Source organism: Paenibacillus thailandensis (genome assembly GCF_042685365.1).
GTDB classification, from domain to species: domain Bacteria; phylum Bacillota; class Bacilli; order Paenibacillales; family Paenibacillaceae; genus Paenibacillus_AP; species Paenibacillus_AP thailandensis.
Window position 1 is genome coordinate 595248 of the sequence record NZ_JBHUMY010000006.1, and the last position, 16547, is coordinate 611794.

Below are 16547 nucleotides of genomic sequence, written 5' to 3' on the forward strand. Positions count from 1 at the left end.
TTAACACGAACGGAAAGGATGTTGGCCATGAACGATTCTAATCAAGAATTTATCGTAATCTCGGCTGCAAGGGAGAACAATCTCAAGAACGTATCCTTGCGCATTCCGAAACGAAAGATCACGATCTTTACCGGGGTATCCGGCTCCGGGAAGTCGTCGATCGTCTTCGATACGATTGCGGCGGAATCCACTCGATTGCTGAATGAGAACTTCAGCATGTTCGTGCGTACTTTCCTCCCCCGCTACCCGCAGCCGGATGCGGACGCGATCGAGAACCTGAGCATGGCTGTTATTGTCGATCAGAAACGGCTGGGCGGCGGATCCCATTCCACGATGGGCACGATTACCGATATCTCTCCCATTCTCCGGCTTCTCTTCTCCCGAGTGGGTCAGCCCTATGTTGGACAAGCGAACATGTTCTCGTTCAACGATCCGCAAGGCATGTGTCCCGAGTGCAACGGGATCGGACGCAAGCTTGGCGTCGACATGAGCAAAGCGGTGGACATGTCAAAGTCGTTGAATGAAGGGGCCATCTTGCTGCCGGACTATTCGGTGAACGGCTGGGAATGGAATATGATCGTGCAGTCGGGAGACTTTGATCTGGACAAGAAGCTGAGCGATTACTCGGACGAAGAACTGGAGCAACTGCTGTACTCCAAGGCAAGGAAAGTGAAGATGGATTTCGCCGGGAAGGCGACGAACATTACAGTGGAAGGCGTTATCGAAAAGTTCACCAACAAATACATCAAGCAGGATGTGAAGACGAAGTCCGAGCGCACTCAAAAAGCGGTTGCTCCGTTCATTTCCGAGGGTCCCTGCTCCAGCTGCCGCGGCGCCAGACTCAATCGGGCTGCGCTCAGCTGCAAAATTAACGGACTCAACATTGCGGAGATGTCCTCTTTGGAAGTCGGCCAGCTCATTCGCGTCATTCGGGAGATCGACGACGCGGTCGCCGCTCCGATCGTTAAGTCGCTGACCGAGCGGCTGCAGCATCTGGCGGATATCGGGCTTGACTACTTGACGCTGGACCGCGAGACGGATACATTGTCCGGCGGCGAGTCGCAGCGGGTCAAGATGGTGAAGCACCTGAGCGGCAGTCTGGTGGATGTCACATACATCTTTGATGAGCCCAGCGTTGGCTTGCATCCCCGCGATGTACACCGGTTAAATGAATTGCTTCAGAAGCTGCGCGACAAAGGAAATACCGTGATCGTCGTTGAGCATGACCCCGATGTGATCAAGGTCGCGGATCATATTGTCGACGTCGGGCCATACGCCGGCAGCCGCGGCGGTAGCATCGTGTATGAGGGGAGCTACCAAGGGCTGCTGGAGGCAGGTACATTGACGGGGACCCATATGAAGCGGCCGCTCCGGCTGAAGCACGATTGCAGGCAGCCATCCGGCAAGCTGACCGTCAAGGATGCCACGCTGCACAACCTGCGGAACGTGACCGTAGATATTCCGATCGGAGTGCTGACGGTCGTTACCGGTGTGGCCGGTTCGGGCAAAAGTACGCTGATTAACGAAGTGTTCCTTAGCCAGCATCCGGAGGCGATCGTCATCGATCAATCGGCTGTAGGCGTGTCGACACGCTCGAATCCCGTGACTTACACGCGCATTATGGATGATGTGCGGAAGGCGTTCGCTGCCGCGAACAAGGTGAATCAAGGCTTGTTCAGCTTCAACTCCAAAGGGGCTTGCGAGAACTGTCAAGGGCTGGGCGTCGTGTATACAGACCTTGCATTCCTCGACAGCGTGAAACTGCCGTGCGAAGTATGCGGAGGCAGACGGTTCAAGGAAGAGGTGCTTGCCTACAAGCTGAACGGCAAGTCCATTGCAGAAGTGCTGGAGATGACGGTGGAGCAGGCGCTGGATTTTTTCGAACTAAAAGAAGTTGTGCGAAAGCTTCAGGCGATGAGCGACGTGGGGCTGAACTATATTACGCTCGGCCAGCCGCTCAGCACGCTCTCGGGCGGGGAATGCCAACGCATCAAGCTGGCAAGCGAGCTGCATAAGAAGGGCAGCATCTACGTGATGGACGAGCCGACGACCGGCCTGCATATGTCAGATATCGGTCACCTTCTGGGGATCATGAACCGTCTTGTGGATGCCGGCAATACGGTGATCGTCATCGAGCACAACCTCGATGTGATCAGCCAAGCGGATTGGATCATCGATATGGGACCGGACGGAGGGAGCAAGGGCGGCCAGGTGGTATTTGAGGGCACGCCGGCTCAGATCGTTCATGCGCAGCAGTCGATTACGGGAAGATACTTGAAGTAATGCATCGAACCGATTTACTATACGGGTTACAAAGTTATTACGATAGAGTCAAGCCTTTCCACTCCATCGGATTTATAGTAAGCTAACCATATAAGGGAGGAGAGGGAATCTATGGTGAAACAATTGATCGTTGGCGACGCCTTGCATGAGCTGGCCGCTACGCGCCGAATCCTGGAGCGCTTGCCCGGGGAGCATATGACGTGGAGGCCCCACGTGAAATCGATGACGCTGGGCGGGCTGGCGACGCACCTGATCAACCTGCTGAACTGGCAAGTCGCGATTTTTCTTTACCCGGAATTCGATCTTTCGACCGTGCCGCTTCGGCGGGAAGCTTTGGAAAAGCCCGAAGACGTGCTGGAGGAATTCGACGCGAACGTCGTCAAGCTGGAGAAGCTGATTGCCGAATCCGACGAGAAATCTCTCGGCGAGGAATGGACCTTGCGTAACGGCGACCATATTATTCTGCGTCAGCCGCGGGCGATCGCGCTTCGCACCTTCGGATTAAGCCACATGGTCCACCACCGGGCGCAGCTCGGAGTTTATTTGCGGCTGCTTGATAATCCGGTACCGGGTCTATACGGCCCCTCGGCCGACGAGGAATGGAAATAAACGGATACTCCGCTTCTCTGCTCCAAGATTGACAGGATCTGAACGGCCGTTATATCGGCGATTTCGAGGAGCTATTTGTCGAGTCGGAGCATCAGCCAAAAAAATATCGATAAAAAAATCCGCGGAATCCGCGGATTTTTTTATTCGACGGGATGGTGCGAGCAGGTCCCGATTAATGCTCGCCGTAAGCTTCGCGGAATGATGATGTAGGATTCAAGAAAGTTTACGTCGATCGGTATTTATCTAAACGGAGATATGAACAAACGTGCCGCCCACTAAGGCAGCGCGTTTGTTCTTTAATAAGCGTTGTTCCGTTCCTTGAGAAAATTCGGTATGAAGATGTCGAAGACAGTTTGAGTATGGCGGTTTTCTTTTGCATTCCGGGACTGTCGCCTAACCGCCCCCCGCTGAATACATCTGAAGTAGAAGATTTTTCAGGAGAGGAGGTGAGGTTGGCCGTGAAAGCAGTTCCTCATGATCTCGATCAAGGATTGATCGCCTACACGTCGGACCGCGGCGGAGCGTTCGACATCTGGCTGTACCGGCCGCAGGACGGTCTTCATTTTCAAGTTACCCAGGGGCTAGGTGCGGAATTTTCAGTTCCCTATTGGTCTTCGGACAGCAGAAGAATCGCTTTCATAGGCAACGGCAACGTAGTCAACCTGCTGGATACCGTCACGCGCGCCGTCGCCCGCATCGATCAGATCGATCCCTACACGCTGCTGGACTGGTCCCCCGACAGTCGGCTTCTTGCGTATGTCAAAAACGGGGGAATCGTCATCTATGATACTTTCTCGCACAGCAGCTATGCCATCCCGGAGCCGGGCGCCAGCGACGTTCAGTGGTTCCCTACCGGTATGGAACTTCTGTTTGCGGCTCCGGATTCAGCCGGCAACACCCAGCTCTTCCGCATCCGGACCGATGGCTCAGAACGGAGACAAATCACACACAATACGGATGGACCGCTCCATAACGTTCGCCTTTCCCCGGACGGAACCTTCGCGCTTTATACGTACCCCGGTGTCAGCATCTCCATCATTTCGACAATAGATCTGGCCACAGGCTCCATCTACACGCTGGAAGGCGGGCCGCTTGCCAAAAATTATTTTCCGGCATGGTCCCCCGACTCGCGCAGCATCGCCTACAGCGGAACCGCCTATGAGGAGCCGAACTATTATTCTCTCATCCAAATCGACAACCGTACCGGTCGGAATCCAAGGACGCCTGCGGCTTCCGATTGCTTCGCAACTCCCGTCGCCTGGTCGCCGGACGGCAATAAAATCGCGTATTTATCGGGATGCGCAGGATTAGAGAGACCCAATCAGCTCCGGATTGTCGATCTCAGGGAGCCGACGCCGGTGAAAGTCCTCAGCACCGGCCGGATTTCTGCTCTGCAGTGGTCGCCTAGCGTCGGAAGGGTTCCGGAGAACATCTATACAAGCTTCGTGTATCGGGTTTCCTTCCCGTATCCCGCCAACTGGCGGCCTGTCAGTGACGAGAGGTACGAAGGGCTTGAAGGGTTTTTCCAAATATCCGCGATTTCAGGGGGCGACCGGATTGCCGATGTATGCAGTTCCGAAGCTTTTCATCCGTTGATGCCTTACGGCTCGTCTCCTCGGATTATCATGACGAGGTTACAAAACCGAGAGGCATGCTTCATTATTCCGTCGGCCGACCAACCGGCGGAGATGAACAAACAGGCTGCCCTCATTGTGAGATACCCCCGCCCAGTCCGAATCGGGGAAACGCTGTACAATTATTTTGTCCTATGGGCCGACGTCAACCACATCCGCCAAGTTGGCGGGCGGCTGTCATTCCTTTAGCCTCAAAACTTGTTACAACCAAGTGCCGCCAATAGTTGTTGAGTGAACTGGGCCAGTCGCTTAAACCGAATATCGATGTCATGTGCGGGTGGGGCGTACGATATATTCAGGGGATGCTCACAAAGCAAGAAAGTTCGAGCATGCGGCGAGTTTCCAAGAGTTCAAGATAGGTAACCGGGATTCCCGATAGAGGTTAAGGAGTCCCGGTTTTTATACCGTGAAACGGAGCTGCAGCGGCTTTGGGGAAATCTCGCAGACTTTCATTACGGACGGGCAGGATAATTGTCTGCTAGATCGAATATTTTGTTAATCATCATTATCGAACTATCCTTGAAATATAGTTCTCATTAATGTTGGGGGAGATTAAGGTGTATACATAAATTGCTTTCTTGCGCAAATAAAGTATATTCTGAGTGAACATTTTTGAACTACGGAGGAGAAATGATGTGGAAGCAGGGAGAAAGTAAGAGACTTACAATTCTGCAATTGTACTTGCTCATCATTATGCTGTTAACATTAATTGTCATGCCTACCCGTTCAGTGGCGCAAAGCAATGAGGAAACGCTGCTAAAGGACGTTATCTCGGTCAGTGCCGGTAAGACGTCAAGTTATGCGATTACGGAGGACGGTACGGCATGGGCATGGGGAGGGGAACCGGGCGCAAGTGTCCTTGGGATAGGTACAACGACCCCTGTCTACTCACCTGTCAAAATGCTCATTGATAATGTCAAAATGATTTCCAGCGGCTGGGACCACACTTTGATCTTAAAGAAAGACGGCACGGTATGGGCTGTCGGGAATAACCATTATGGCCAGCTTGGTATTGGAGAAACTTCACATCAAGAGCTAGAACCGGCCGAAGTGAAAGGCTTGACGGATGTCGTTGCTGTTTCTGCCGGCAGCTATTTGAGCTTGGCGCTTAAAAAGGACGGTACCGTCTGGCAGTGGGGTTGGGGCGACAGAGTGAATGGCTATGTTTCGACTCCAAAGAAGGTGGAAGGATTGCCTCGAATTACTGCAGTCGCGGCGGGATATTTTACATCCACGGCGCTCGGCAGCGGAGGCGAGGTATGGGTTTGGGGCACGGAACTTTGGATGTCGGGAATTCCCGATAAGATTCGAAAGCCGACGCGATTGAGCGGTATCGGCGAAGTAAAAGCGATTGCCGCTCAAGGAAATACGGCCGCTGCAATCCAATGGGACAGTACGGTTTGGGTTTGGAATAATGCAAAAACTTACCCTGAGCCGGAAAAATTGCTGCAGCCTGTTGAAGCAGGGATTACGGATGCCGTGTCGATCGTGGGCGGAAGCAACAACTTTTATACGGTTATCAAATCTGACGGTACGTTATGGGAATGGAACACGCACAAACTAAGCGAAAATCAACCCTATCAAGTGAAACCTATCGAAGAAGCCGTTGCTGCGGCTAACGGGTATAATCATCGGCTTTCCCTGCTAAAGGATGGAACGGTTCTTGCATGGGGGGACAACACTTACGGGCAAACCGGCGTGGGCGCGATTCAATCCGAAACGCTGAAAACGGTATTAGAAAGCCTGCCGTCAACGATAACGAGACCCACTCCAGTCGGTAATGCCGTTTCGATTGTAATCGACGGAGAAAAAGTTGAGCCGTCTGTTCCTCCGATCATCATTAATAACACGACATACGTTCATGTTCGAATCGTCGAAAAGCTTGGAGCAACAGTCAAGTGGGAATCGGTCAGCGGAGAAGTGACGGTAAACGGGAAACTAATACCCCCTGAAGTGCAGCCAATTTCTCTTCATTATAAAACAATGGTACCGTTGAGATTCATCGCCGAAGCATCCGGTTCCATGGTGAAATGGGACAACAAAACAAGAAGCGTCATTGTTACAACGAAGCCAGTAACTGCGAAACAATAGCAACTATAAGGTACATTGGTGAATAACCTGATGTCGTAACAGTTGCAGCCGGTCGGAACGATCGGCTTTTTTTGCGTATAAGTCAGGAAAAATACTGGGGAAAGTTACCAAAAAGATCAATTGGATGAAAACGATAAGGCTCAACTAAGTAACATCAAAAAGTTAACAGATCTATATTTCGATCTTATAAAGAAAGGTAATCCCAATACTGGCTATATTGACGATCAGACAATGCTCGAAGCTGAGCAAGCCGCTCAACAATATCTTCTGCAGTAAGCGGATATTTTTGAGGATGCCCCATAAAAACCTCTATTTTCGGTAATGCTACAGCCAAAGGGCGGTGTTTAATATGTGGATTATTAAAGCAAAGCATCAAAGAGATGAAGATGGCGGAACGGTTGCGCTGGAACTGGAAACGGACGATAAGCGTTTCGATGTTAATGTCAGATGGGATGGTTGTATGGAAATTCATTTGTATTCCATTACCGAAGAAAATCGTGAGCTTCACGATACTTTTCATACGTGTGATTTAAAAGGCTTTATTGCTGTCTTGCAAAGCCTTGATCGTACTTGTCAGGATTATTTTGGTTCGGGAAGCTATTGGGAACAAAATGCAGAGCAGGAGGAGGAACAGTTAGAGTTTACATAAGTAAGATGCCGATGATGAGGCGAGATTGGCGAATACAGCGAATAGAAGGTGGAAAAATACAAAGAATAGATCGGGTAAAAGTTTAAAGTAAAATGGAGGAATGAAGAAAATGGATGAAATTCGGGAAATTCCGCAGGTTGACATCCCTGAAGTAGAGGAGAGAGAACTCCCGGGTGATGATCATACAAGGGCCAATGGGGAAACAAATGCCTAAGTCTGAAAACGCAGAAAAAAATCAGCATCAAGAGACCAATATACAATACAGCGAAGCGAACGAAATGGGCCATGAACGCAACCAAGCAGCAAAAGCGCAAAAACAAATGGCTTCTCAAGAAACAACGGGAGTATTAGAGCAAGAATAGAAGGCGCCCCATAATTATTGATAGCGGGAAACCAAAAAAGAACCTGGATAGTTATATCCGGTTCTTTTTATATTGCAAATAAACAGAGACGATGCTAAAATCAATTAGTACTGTGTATAGCAAAAAGATCATAGTAATCGCATTTTACAATTTAATTGTACCACGCCGGGTCAAGTCTTGTCAAATGTTTTTTCTCATTTTAATGGTTAGGAGAGATGTAGGATGAGTCCGCTGGTTCTCGATTTTCAGGAAATGGAAAAAACGCAGCTTTCGCTCGTTGGCGGAAAAGGGTTGAATTTAGGGGAATTATCAAAAATTGAAGGAATACAAGTACCGGATGGATTTTGTGTGACAACAGCGGGATATGAGAGAGCCATCAAACAAAACGAAACGTATCACGCTTTGTTGGATCGACTAACCATGCTGAAAGTAGAAGATCGAGAGCACATTGGCGAAATCAGCAGGAAGATTCGAGAAACCATTATGGAAGCAGAAATTCCTTCCGACGTTGCGGAAGCAGTTGCTTACAATCTCTCCCGGTTTGGCGAGGAACATGCTTATGCCGTGCGTTCTAGCGCGACTGCCGAAGATTTGCCGCATGCCTCTTTTGCCGGTCAACAAGACACCTATTTAAATATTATCGGCAAAGAAGCGATCTTGCACCATATCAGCAAATGTTGGGCTTCCCTATTTACGGATCGCGCGGTCATCTACCGTATGCAGCACGGATTCGACCACAGTCAAATTTACTTATCCGTTATCGTTCAAAGGATGGTTTTCCCGCATGCTTCGGGGATATTATTTACCGCCGATCCCATTACCTCCAACCGGAAGCTGCTGTCCATCGAGGCCGGTTATGGGCTTGGAGAAGCGCTGGTCTCCGGCTTGGTATCTGCCGATTGTTATAAAGTATACGAAGGGGAACTTGTCGAGAATAGGATAGCAGCCAAAAAATTGGCTATATATGGACGAAAAGAAGGCGGAACCGAGACACGGCATATGGAACCCGATCGGCAAAAGACTCAAACCCTTACGGAGCAACAAATTTTACAGCTGGCACGCATCGGAAGACAGATCGAAGCTTATTTTGGCTGCCCGCAAGATATCGAATGGTGTTTGGCGGATGATGCATTTTATATTGTCCAGAGTCGGCCAATCACGACTTTATATCCGATCCCCGAAGCGAATGATCAAGACAATCACGTATACGTATCTGTCGGTCATCAGCAAATGATGACAGACCCCATAAAACCGTTGGGACTGTCCTTTTACCTGTTAACGACTCCGGCACCCATGCGCAAAGCAGGCGGAAGGCTGTTTGTTGATGTTACGCCTATGCTTGCTTCGCCTGCCGGCAGAGAAACTTTATTAAATACGCTGGGACAATCCGATCCGCTCATAAAAGACGCGCTTATGACCATAATAGAGCGAGATTTTATCAAATCGTTACCGAATGATAAAATAGAATCGAGTCCCGGCAAAAGCAATAAAGGGATGCCGTCCGCGGGTTTTCAAGCACAAATCGACAACGACCCGGCCATCGTTTCTGATTTGATTAAGCGCAGTCAAGCATCGATAGAAGAGTTAAAACAAAACATTCAAACGAAATCCGGACCGGAATTGTTCGATTTTATTCTGGAAGATCTCCAGCAATTCAAGAAGATTTTATTTGACCCGCAAAGCTCAGCTGTCATTATGGCTGCTATGGATGCCTCAGCATGGATCAATGAAAACATGAAGCAGTGGTTAGGTGAAAAAAACGCAGCAGATACGCTTTCTCAATCCGTACCCAACAATATTACTTCGGAAATGGGTCTGGCGCTATTGGATGTCGCGGACGTAATTCGTCCTTATCCGGAAGTCGTTGATTATTTACAGCATGTTAAAGACGATAACTTTTGGGATGAACTGGTTAAGTTCGATGGCGGGCAGGAAGCCCAAGACGCGATCTATGCTTATCTCGACAAGTACGGAATGCGATGTCCCGGAGAAATCGATATTACAAGAACTCGTTGGAGCGAAAAACCAATTACGCTTGTTCCCATGATTGTTAGCAATATCAAAAACTTCGAGCCTAATGCCCGCAATCGGAAATTTGAGCAAGGGCGACAGGAAGCTTTGACGAAGGAACAAGAGTTATTAGATCGATTGAAGCAATTACCGGATGGCGAACAAAAAGCTAAAGAAACAAAACGAATGATCGACCTCATCCGGAATTTCAGCGGGTATAGGGAATATCCAAAATACGGAATGGTTAATCGCTACTTCGTTTATAAACAGTCTTTACTGAAAGAAGCCGAACGACTCGTACAAGCGGGCGTTATTCATGAAAAAGAAGATATCTACTATCTCACTTTCGAAGAACTTCATGAAGTCGTACGCACCAATAAACTGGATGATCGGATCATCAGCAAACAAAAAGACGAGTACAAATTATATGAAAAATTGACTCCGCCGCGCGTGATGACGTCTGATGGCGAAATCATTGCAGGCGAGTACAAACGGGAAAATCTCCCCGCCGAAGCGATTGCAGGTCTGCCTGTTTCTTCCGGAGTTATAGAAGGGCGAGCGCGCGTCATCTTAAACATGGAAGATGCTCATCTGGAAGATGGAGACATCTTAGTCACCTCCTTTACGGATCCTAGCTGGACGCCATTGTTTGTATCCATAAAAGGCCTGGTCACCGAAGTGGGCGGACTGATGACCCATGGAGCCGTTATCGCGCGTGAATATGGTTTACCGGCAGTTGTCGGAGTGGAGAATGCCACCAAACGGATAAAAGACGGGCAGCGAATTCGAGTGCATGGCACGGAAGGGTATATCGAAATATTGTAGTGGCTGAATACGTCAAGGAAGAGCATTTATTATAATGGACATTTCTAATTCTGGAGGATATTTATGAATCAACGTTTTCGAATTACAAGATCCATGCAGCATAACCTTGAGACTCAAGAGATTTCCTTGGAAGAATGCAAAGCTTATTTTTCGTCCAAGAGCGATTTCGCTTATCAGACGGTACTCACTGTGAAAGGGCCGGAGAGCACCATGTCCATTGAAGGGGATTTCTTCATGTGGAAGCTTGGAGAAACGCATATTCCGTTCCGGCACTATATGGGGGATTTGTATGTAGCCGTTTCCCATGAACAGGTCGTGCCCATGATGGTCGAAATCGCGACCGATCTTCGAGCAGATGTAGTAGAAGGTTAATGGGTAGATTAGAGAGGCAGGCATAAAGCTGCCTCTCTTTTTACCGTCCCATTCCTGTAGTCTTCAAACATACTCGCACTTAAATTTAGAGAACTCGGCCAAAGCGTCTTCTCCATGGGCATATAACCCGATCATTACGCCTGTGAATCCTCCGGCAACTTCCGAGGACAAGTATTTCGTTTGCGCCGTGCCCAAGAGGATGTCCTTACCGTCTGCCTGAATGAAGAAGCTATAGCGCTCATGGCTAGCCCGTATAACCAACGTGGCATGATTGTCGCTTCCCAGGTCCACTTCATTTTCGATGGATTTGATATCCCCGATATTAAGGCGCTCAACAACCTTATACCCGTTATCCTCTTGGCGGATGGCCAAATCATAATGATGATGTTCATCCATATAGAGCGTAATGCCGGCCTCTCCATTCGAAAGGCTTACATCGCAAGAGATTGCCGCCTCAAAATCTTTTTGCCGTATGCCGATGAATGTCGGGGATGCCGGAACATCCAGCGACACTCCGGTTCCTTTCAGTTTCAACTTGTCGGATTCCAAATGGTAATGTTCTGCAACGGGATGACGAAGATAACACCAGTCCAGATTCCAATCCGTGTTCTCGAACGTATAGAGCTTTTTCTCTTGTTGAATCACCGTGTCCGGGATACGGTCGGTGTCGAAGCTCGCAAGAGCGGTCCCTTTATGTCCTGCCGTAAACCAGCCATCTCAAGACGATCCGCATTGACGCCTCGGGCACGTTTATGGATGGAGAGCGGATGTCGAACGTAACCGTCGCGGATATCAAGCTGCAGGAACCGTTCTGGACGCTTCGGTTCACGGTTGACGAGGAGGCCGTTCACATAGGGGGATTGACGCTCTACGGTTCCGGTTTCGGCAATCATGACCAGGATATTGTGATCCGCGTACACCTTCGTGACTGAACGTTAGTTCGTAAAGGGTGACGGGATGAATGATATTTTTTCAACTGGATATGTTAAAAGAAACAAAATGATGTGAGGGATCTCCATTGAATATTATGGACGGAATGGATGCTGCGAGGTTTAATTCAGGCAATCCGCACGAGAAGTCAAAGGAAGAGGAAACGAATGAAGCCAATGCCGAAGCAAATGCGAAAATGCCAATGGTGTTAAGAAATCTAAACAATAAATCCGACTTTGACCGAACGAATCCGCAGCAAGCTAAAGAATAACAAGTCAAAAAATTAACCACGTTCAAAAAGCCGCATTTTTTGCGGCTTTTTGATTTATAGGATTGGCATTGATGGGCCTGGCTAAGCAGGTGCCGGAGGCAGCCGGCGTTTCGGCAGACAAACTATTTTTTATTTGATGTTGACTTAAACCATGGTTTAAGTCGTAACATATATTTGTCGACATGAAAGATTAATCTTGGAGGCCTCCAGATGAAGTATTGTTCAATTAGCGAAGCGTCAGCCAAATTCAATATCCCAGAATCAACGATACGTTATTATGAAAAAAAAGGACTGCTGCCGCTAATAGAACGTGATGAAGCGGGTAGGCGGTTATTTTCCGAAGATCAAATGACGCTCCTTGAAATTGTTATTTATTTAAAAAACACGCACATGCCAATAAGCGGCATCAAGCAATATGTTGATTGGGTAGTCCAAGGAGACGATACCCTTGAACTCCGGCTTGAAATGATGAAGAACCACAAACGGAATGTGCTGGCCGAAATTTCGCTAATGACAGAATCCTTAAAAGCAATAGACGTAAAAATTAATCGATATACCGGACGCATTCAGGAAAGACAAGAACATAACAGGATGAAAAAATAACGGAGGAGAGGAATTATAATGAAGCTTTCAGGAAATACAATACTGATTACCGGCGGAGGTTCTGGAATAGGATTAGCTTTTGCCGAGCGCTTTATAAAAGCCGGGAACACAGTCATTGTTAGCGGACGACGTGAAAATGTTCTTCAACAAGCGAAAGAACAATGCCCTGGCCTTATTACACATGTAAGCGATTTGAGTCATGAAGCCGAGCGCGTCGCCTTGTTTGATTGGGTAACGGCGAACTATCCGGAAGTGAATGTGTTAGTCAACAATGCAGGGATTCAACATCGCTTTAATGTGTTAAAAACGGATGCGGAAACCAATTGGAGTTATTTCAATAAAGAAATCACAACGAACATTGAAGCGCCATTCCATCTCTCCATGCTGTTCGCTCCATTTTTTGCAGCAAAGAATGAGGCGGCTATCATTAACGTGACATCCGGGCTCGCTTTTACGCCGTTTGCGCTTACCCCGATCTATTCGGCAACAAAAGCGGCGCTTCATTCCTTTACAATGAGCCTAAGACACCAGCTCTCCGATACGTCGGTAGAAGTAATTGAAGTTGCTCCTCCGGCAGTGAATACAGATTTAGGCGGAGCGGGGTTGCATGTTCATGGCGAACCATTAGATGCGTTCGCAGATGGAATTTTCCAAGGTTTAGAAGAGGGTAAACAGGAAATCGGATACGGTACCTCTGTGAACCGCCTGCGCATGTCTCGAGATGAAATCGACATTTATACTGAAAATATGTATAACGCAGCAAAAAACACAATTGAGTAACCGGCAAAAAAATGGAACCATTCGTTGAAATAGCAAAGCAAAGAGTCTTCGGTTGACGTATGAACTTTGGCCCACAAGAAGAACACTTTTGAAAAAAGTGCCCCTCCTGTGGGCCATTTGAGTTTCAATAAGTTGCCCCGGGGATCGATCGGAAACTCTGATATTCTTCCGAGGAAGGATGACCTTTCTTCCAAACTTCCGTAAATTTGCGGATTCTTTGCAGCCCCTCGGCGATCTCTTCTTCAGATAGATGCCCATAGCCAAGCACCACTTTGCCGGGGTAACGCCCTTTAAAAACCGCGTAGTCATCGAAGGTGTAGAAGTGCGCGCCGAATGCTTCGATTCCGTGCCAATCGATGGATCCGTACCGGTCTTGCCGGAAAACAAGCTGGACGTGCATGCCGGCTTCGTCTCCGGCAACTTCCACATGTTCCCCAAATAGAAGGCGGACTTGATCCGCGAGAAAAAGCCGTTTTCGCTTGTAAACCGCCCTCATCTTATGGATATGCCGGTCGAAGCAGCCTTCCATCATAAAGCGTGCTAGTGCTGACTGCGTGATGGAGGAAGCTGTCAGATTTAATTCCGTTTTCGTCCGAACGATAAGCTCGATTAAGCCCGGAGGAACGATGAGGAAGCCGATTCGCAGCGCGGGCGACAACGTTTTGCTGAACGAACCGGCGTAAATGACACGCGATGGAGCCAGAAGCTGCAGCGGCGGGACCGGTTCACCTTTATGACGGAACTCGCTATTATAGTCGTCTTCGATGATATAATGGCCGTCCTTATTCGCTAGCGCGACAGCCTGTTGTCTCCGCTGAATGGAAAGAATACTGCCCGTCGGGTATTGATGGGAGGGCGTCAGAACGATTAATCCGCTTGGTGCGGACCGTTCGATTCGGCTAATATCCATCCCTTGATCGTCCACTTCGACCGGAACAATGCTGTACTTCATTTTCTGAAAAATATCTCGGACAAATTCGACCGTCGGTTCTTCGACGTAGACGTTCCGGTATCGGTCCGAGAAGGCGGCGGCCAGCAGCAGGAAGCTTTCCGAGGTTCCCGACGTAATGACGATTTGCCCGGGGTCACAGGTGATGCCCTTCATCCGGAACAAATATCGGGCGATGGCTTCCCGAAGCGCCGGCGTTCCCTGGACATCGCCGTAAGCAAACACTTCCGCAGGCTCCGAATCGATGATCTCCCTAACGCATTTGTTCCATACCCTTCGCGGAAAGCGAGACAAATCCGGAGTTCCTGTGTCAAAGCTGATCACCTTCATTCTCCGCGCAGGGATAACGGAGAGCGGCTGTATGGGATAGGAGGTCGGGGGTTGCTTCATTCGAGACCGGATTTCAATGCCTTCGGAGACATACGTTCCGGAACCGGCTTTGGACGTTAAGTAGCCTTCGGCGGCCAACTGCTCATAGACCTCGATGACGATGTTTCGGGCGATCCCTAACTCGTCGGCGGCCTTGCGCGTAGGCGGAAGCTTGAGGCCGGGGGAAAGCGCTCCTTTCTCGATTTTGTCACGTAAAAAACTGCATAATTGCTTCGTGATAGAACCTGCATTCGCTGTTGGTTGAAACCCGAACAAGGGGCGTTCCTCCTTCAAATTGGTTCTTGAAATTGGATCGGATTCGGCTTTAATTGCGACCGATTGCCATTATTATACTGAACGTAAATCCAAATAAAAAGGAGAAGGCTCTTAACCAAATCGAAGATGGTTAGTGACATCAAAAGATTATTGACTATTCAGTCCGGAATGAGTATACTAGCGAACAAAGGAGGATGAAAGTCCGCCGGGATCGTTGGCCCAATCAGCTTTGAATGGATAATGAAGCGACATAGCTTCATTCTTATTTTCTCAATTACAGACCGTTTAGTCTAATATGCCTGGACTGAATGGTAATTAAACGAGAGGCAAGCCAAGGAAATGATGAGCGTTTTTTATGGAAAGATAACTTACTTTAAGGATTGCTGGGACCCAACGGTTGTGCTCGAATCGATGAACGGCTAAGTTCAGAAATTCATATTGAAGGAGATGAAACCAAGATGATGAAGCAAGGAAAGCTGCTCATTACAGGAGGAAGAGGAAAGACAGGAGCGAGAATTGCGGAGAGGCTGGATGTGCTGGAATATCCCTATAAGACGACTATTCGGAATCCCCAGGCCATTACAGACCCGTTGAAAGAAGTTCATTTCGACTGGTATGACGATTCTACGTTTCTCCCGGCTCTGCACCATGTTGAACGAGTTTATTTGGTTGCACCCGTAGGTGACCCTGAACCGGTTAAAGTCATGAAGCCGTTTATTGAAATAGCATTGAAACAGGGAGTAAAACGTTTTGTTCTGCTCAGCAGCGCATCCATATCGGAGGAAGGTCCGGTTTTTGGGCCGGTTCATCAATTGTTGAAAAAGCTTGCTCCGGAATGGACGGTGCTCAGGCCTTCCTATTTCATGCAAAATTTCACCGAAGGTCAACATGCAGCGACTATAGCTCGGCAGGATTTGATCATTAGCGCAGCAGGGCAAGGGAAAATTGGCTTTGTGTCAGCTGAGGATATCGCTGAAGTCGCTTTAAGAGCGCTAATGGATGAGGAGGCCCACAATACGGAACATATTATTACGGGGCCGGATTCGCTTTCGTACGATGACGTCAGCCGTATTATTAGCGAGGTAACGGGAAGAAATGTAGTCCACAAATCGATTTCAGACGATGAATTGACACGCAGCTGGTTAGCAATAGGGTTAAGCAAAGAATATGCCGAGTTTATGACCGAGCTTGACCGCAAAATTCGCGAGGAACGGTCCGAAGATTTAAGTACGGACACGGTCATAAGGGTGAGCGGAAAAACGCCTGTTTCCTTCCTGCAATTCACGAAAAAACATGCCGGAGTCTGGAGCTCAATCGGAAGCGATCACAAAATATAAAAAAGTATAGCTGCCGGGTCGCAAGAACAAAACCGTATAAATGTTGTATATATTCACCGATGGCCACAACTCCCGAAACCGCCGATTGACCATTTTCAAGTGGAGTTTAAAATGCGGTTGACACGACACCGAATGGTGACCTATAATCAAATAGACACCAAATGGTGTCCGGTAAGCGGATAGTTCTTTTGGTCGTA

Annotated in this window: 15 protein-coding genes; 13 read left to right on the forward strand and 2 right to left on the reverse strand. The window is 48.5% G+C overall.

Annotated features, from left to right (window positions below):
- Nucleotides 1-27: 27 nt before the first annotated feature.
- From ACFSW5_RS07660 to ACFSW5_RS07695, 8 genes are all read left to right on the forward strand, one after another.
- Nucleotides 28-2283: an ATP-binding cassette domain-containing protein gene (locus ACFSW5_RS07660; protein ID WP_379270939.1), complete on the forward strand. Its 2256-nt coding sequence runs from the start codon at nucleotides 28-30 to the stop codon at nucleotides 2281-2283.
- Nucleotides 2284-2394: 111 nt separating this feature from the next.
- Nucleotides 2395-2892 carry a DinB family protein gene (locus ACFSW5_RS07665; RefSeq protein WP_379270942.1) on the forward strand — a complete coding sequence of 166 codons (498 nt, stop codon included), beginning with the start codon at nucleotides 2395-2397 and terminating at the stop codon, nucleotides 2890-2892.
- Between the two features lie 458 nt (nucleotides 2893-3350).
- Nucleotides 3351-4715 carry a hypothetical protein gene (locus tag ACFSW5_RS07670; protein WP_379270944.1) on the forward strand — a complete coding sequence of 455 codons (1365 nt, stop codon included), beginning with the start codon at nucleotides 3351-3353 and terminating at the stop codon, nucleotides 4713-4715.
- A 444-nt stretch (nucleotides 4716-5159) separates the two neighbouring features.
- Nucleotides 5160-6617 carry a stalk domain-containing protein gene (locus ACFSW5_RS07675; protein WP_379270946.1) on the forward strand — a complete coding sequence of 486 codons (1458 nt, stop codon included), beginning with the start codon at nucleotides 5160-5162 and terminating at the stop codon, nucleotides 6615-6617.
- Between the two features lie 349 nt (nucleotides 6618-6966).
- Nucleotides 6967-7266, forward strand: coding sequence for a hypothetical protein (locus ACFSW5_RS07680; RefSeq protein ID WP_379270949.1), 300 nt, complete (start codon nucleotides 6967-6969; stop codon nucleotides 7264-7266).
- 176 nt (nucleotides 7267-7442) lie between these two features.
- On the forward strand, nucleotides 7443-7628 hold the full coding sequence (locus ACFSW5_RS07685) for a hypothetical protein (protein ID WP_379271070.1): 186 nt from the start codon (nucleotides 7443-7445) through the stop codon (nucleotides 7626-7628).
- Between the two features lie 222 nt (nucleotides 7629-7850).
- Nucleotides 7851-10463, forward strand: coding sequence for a phosphoenolpyruvate synthase (ppsA, locus tag ACFSW5_RS07690; RefSeq protein ID WP_379270951.1), 2613 nt, complete (start codon nucleotides 7851-7853; stop codon nucleotides 10461-10463).
- A 63-nt stretch (nucleotides 10464-10526) separates the two neighbouring features.
- Nucleotides 10527-10835, forward strand: coding sequence for a hypothetical protein (locus ACFSW5_RS07695; RefSeq protein WP_379270953.1), 309 nt, complete (start codon nucleotides 10527-10529; stop codon nucleotides 10833-10835).
- 63 nt (nucleotides 10836-10898) lie between these two features.
- Here the strand turns inward: ACFSW5_RS07695 and ACFSW5_RS07700 are convergent, their stop codons facing one another.
- Nucleotides 10899-11480, reverse strand: a complete 582-nt coding sequence (locus tag ACFSW5_RS07700) for a beta-xylosidase family glycoside hydrolase (protein ID WP_379270955.1) — start codon at nucleotides 11478-11480, stop codon at nucleotides 10899-10901.
- A 122-nt stretch (nucleotides 11481-11602) separates the two neighbouring features.
- Here ACFSW5_RS07700 and ACFSW5_RS07705 point away from each other — a divergent pair, with 122 nt between their 5' ends.
- The 4 genes from ACFSW5_RS07705 (at nucleotide 11603) to ACFSW5_RS07720 (ending at nucleotide 13419) form a co-directional block, all read left to right on the forward strand.
- Complete coding sequence (locus tag ACFSW5_RS07705; RefSeq protein ID WP_379270957.1) at nucleotides 11603-11767, forward strand: hypothetical protein; 165 nt, start codon at nucleotides 11603-11605, stop codon at nucleotides 11765-11767.
- A gap of 86 nt (nucleotides 11768-11853) precedes the next feature.
- On the forward strand, nucleotides 11854-12036 hold the full coding sequence (locus tag ACFSW5_RS07710) for a hypothetical protein (RefSeq protein ID WP_379270959.1): 183 nt from the start codon (nucleotides 11854-11856) through the stop codon (nucleotides 12034-12036).
- A gap of 210 nt (nucleotides 12037-12246) precedes the next feature.
- Nucleotides 12247-12639, forward strand: coding sequence for a MerR family transcriptional regulator (locus tag ACFSW5_RS07715; protein WP_379270964.1), 393 nt, complete (start codon nucleotides 12247-12249; stop codon nucleotides 12637-12639).
- A gap of 18 nt (nucleotides 12640-12657) precedes the next feature.
- Nucleotides 12658-13419, forward strand: a complete 762-nt coding sequence (locus ACFSW5_RS07720) for an SDR family oxidoreductase (protein WP_379270967.1) — start codon at nucleotides 12658-12660, stop codon at nucleotides 13417-13419.
- A 124-nt stretch (nucleotides 13420-13543) separates the two neighbouring features.
- Here ACFSW5_RS07720 and pdxR read toward each other — a convergent pair whose 3' ends face one another.
- On the reverse strand, nucleotides 13544-15013 hold the full coding sequence (pdxR, locus tag ACFSW5_RS07725; RefSeq protein WP_379270969.1) for a MocR-like pyridoxine biosynthesis transcription factor PdxR: 1470 nt from the start codon (nucleotides 15011-15013) through the stop codon (nucleotides 13544-13546).
- A 458-nt stretch (nucleotides 15014-15471) separates the two neighbouring features.
- Between pdxR and ACFSW5_RS07730 the strand changes: the two genes are divergently transcribed.
- On the forward strand, nucleotides 15472-16350 hold the full coding sequence (locus tag ACFSW5_RS07730) for an NmrA family NAD(P)-binding protein (protein WP_379270971.1): 879 nt from the start codon (nucleotides 15472-15474) through the stop codon (nucleotides 16348-16350).
- Nucleotides 16351-16547 lie beyond the last annotated feature (197 nt).

What these genes read in the sequence shown, in the direction of transcription:
- ACFSW5_RS07720 (WP_379270967.1), top strand. Translation starts at nt 12,658, where the DNA reads ATGAAGCTTTCAGGAAATACAATACTGATTACCGGCGGAGGTTCTGGA.
- ACFSW5_RS07695 (WP_379270953.1), top strand. Translation starts at nt 10,527, where the DNA reads ATGAATCAACGTTTTCGAATTACAAGATCCATGCAGCATAACCTTGAG.
- ACFSW5_RS07675 (WP_379270946.1), top strand. Translation starts at nt 5,160, where the DNA reads ATGTGGAAGCAGGGAGAAAGTAAGAGACTTACAATTCTGCAATTGTAC.
- ACFSW5_RS07715 (WP_379270964.1), top strand. Translation starts at nt 12,247, where the DNA reads ATGAAGTATTGTTCAATTAGCGAAGCGTCAGCCAAATTCAATATCCCA.
- ACFSW5_RS07685 (WP_379271070.1), top strand. Translation starts at nt 7,443, where the DNA reads ATGATCATACAAGGGCCAATGGGGAAACAAATGCCTAAGTCTGAAAAC.
- ACFSW5_RS07660 (WP_379270939.1), top strand. Translation starts at nt 28, where the DNA reads ATGAACGATTCTAATCAAGAATTTATCGTAATCTCGGCTGCAAGGGAG.
- ACFSW5_RS07680 (WP_379270949.1), top strand. Translation starts at nt 6,967, where the DNA reads ATGTGGATTATTAAAGCAAAGCATCAAAGAGATGAAGATGGCGGAACG.
- ppsA (WP_379270951.1), top strand. Translation starts at nt 7,851, where the DNA reads ATGAGTCCGCTGGTTCTCGATTTTCAGGAAATGGAAAAAACGCAGCTT.
- ACFSW5_RS07730 (WP_379270971.1), top strand. Translation starts at nt 15,472, where the DNA reads ATGATGAAGCAAGGAAAGCTGCTCATTACAGGAGGAAGAGGAAAGACA.
- ACFSW5_RS07705 (WP_379270957.1), top strand. Translation starts at nt 11,603, where the DNA reads ATGTCGAACGTAACCGTCGCGGATATCAAGCTGCAGGAACCGTTCTGG.
- ACFSW5_RS07665 (WP_379270942.1), top strand. Translation starts at nt 2,395, where the DNA reads ATGGTGAAACAATTGATCGTTGGCGACGCCTTGCATGAGCTGGCCGCT.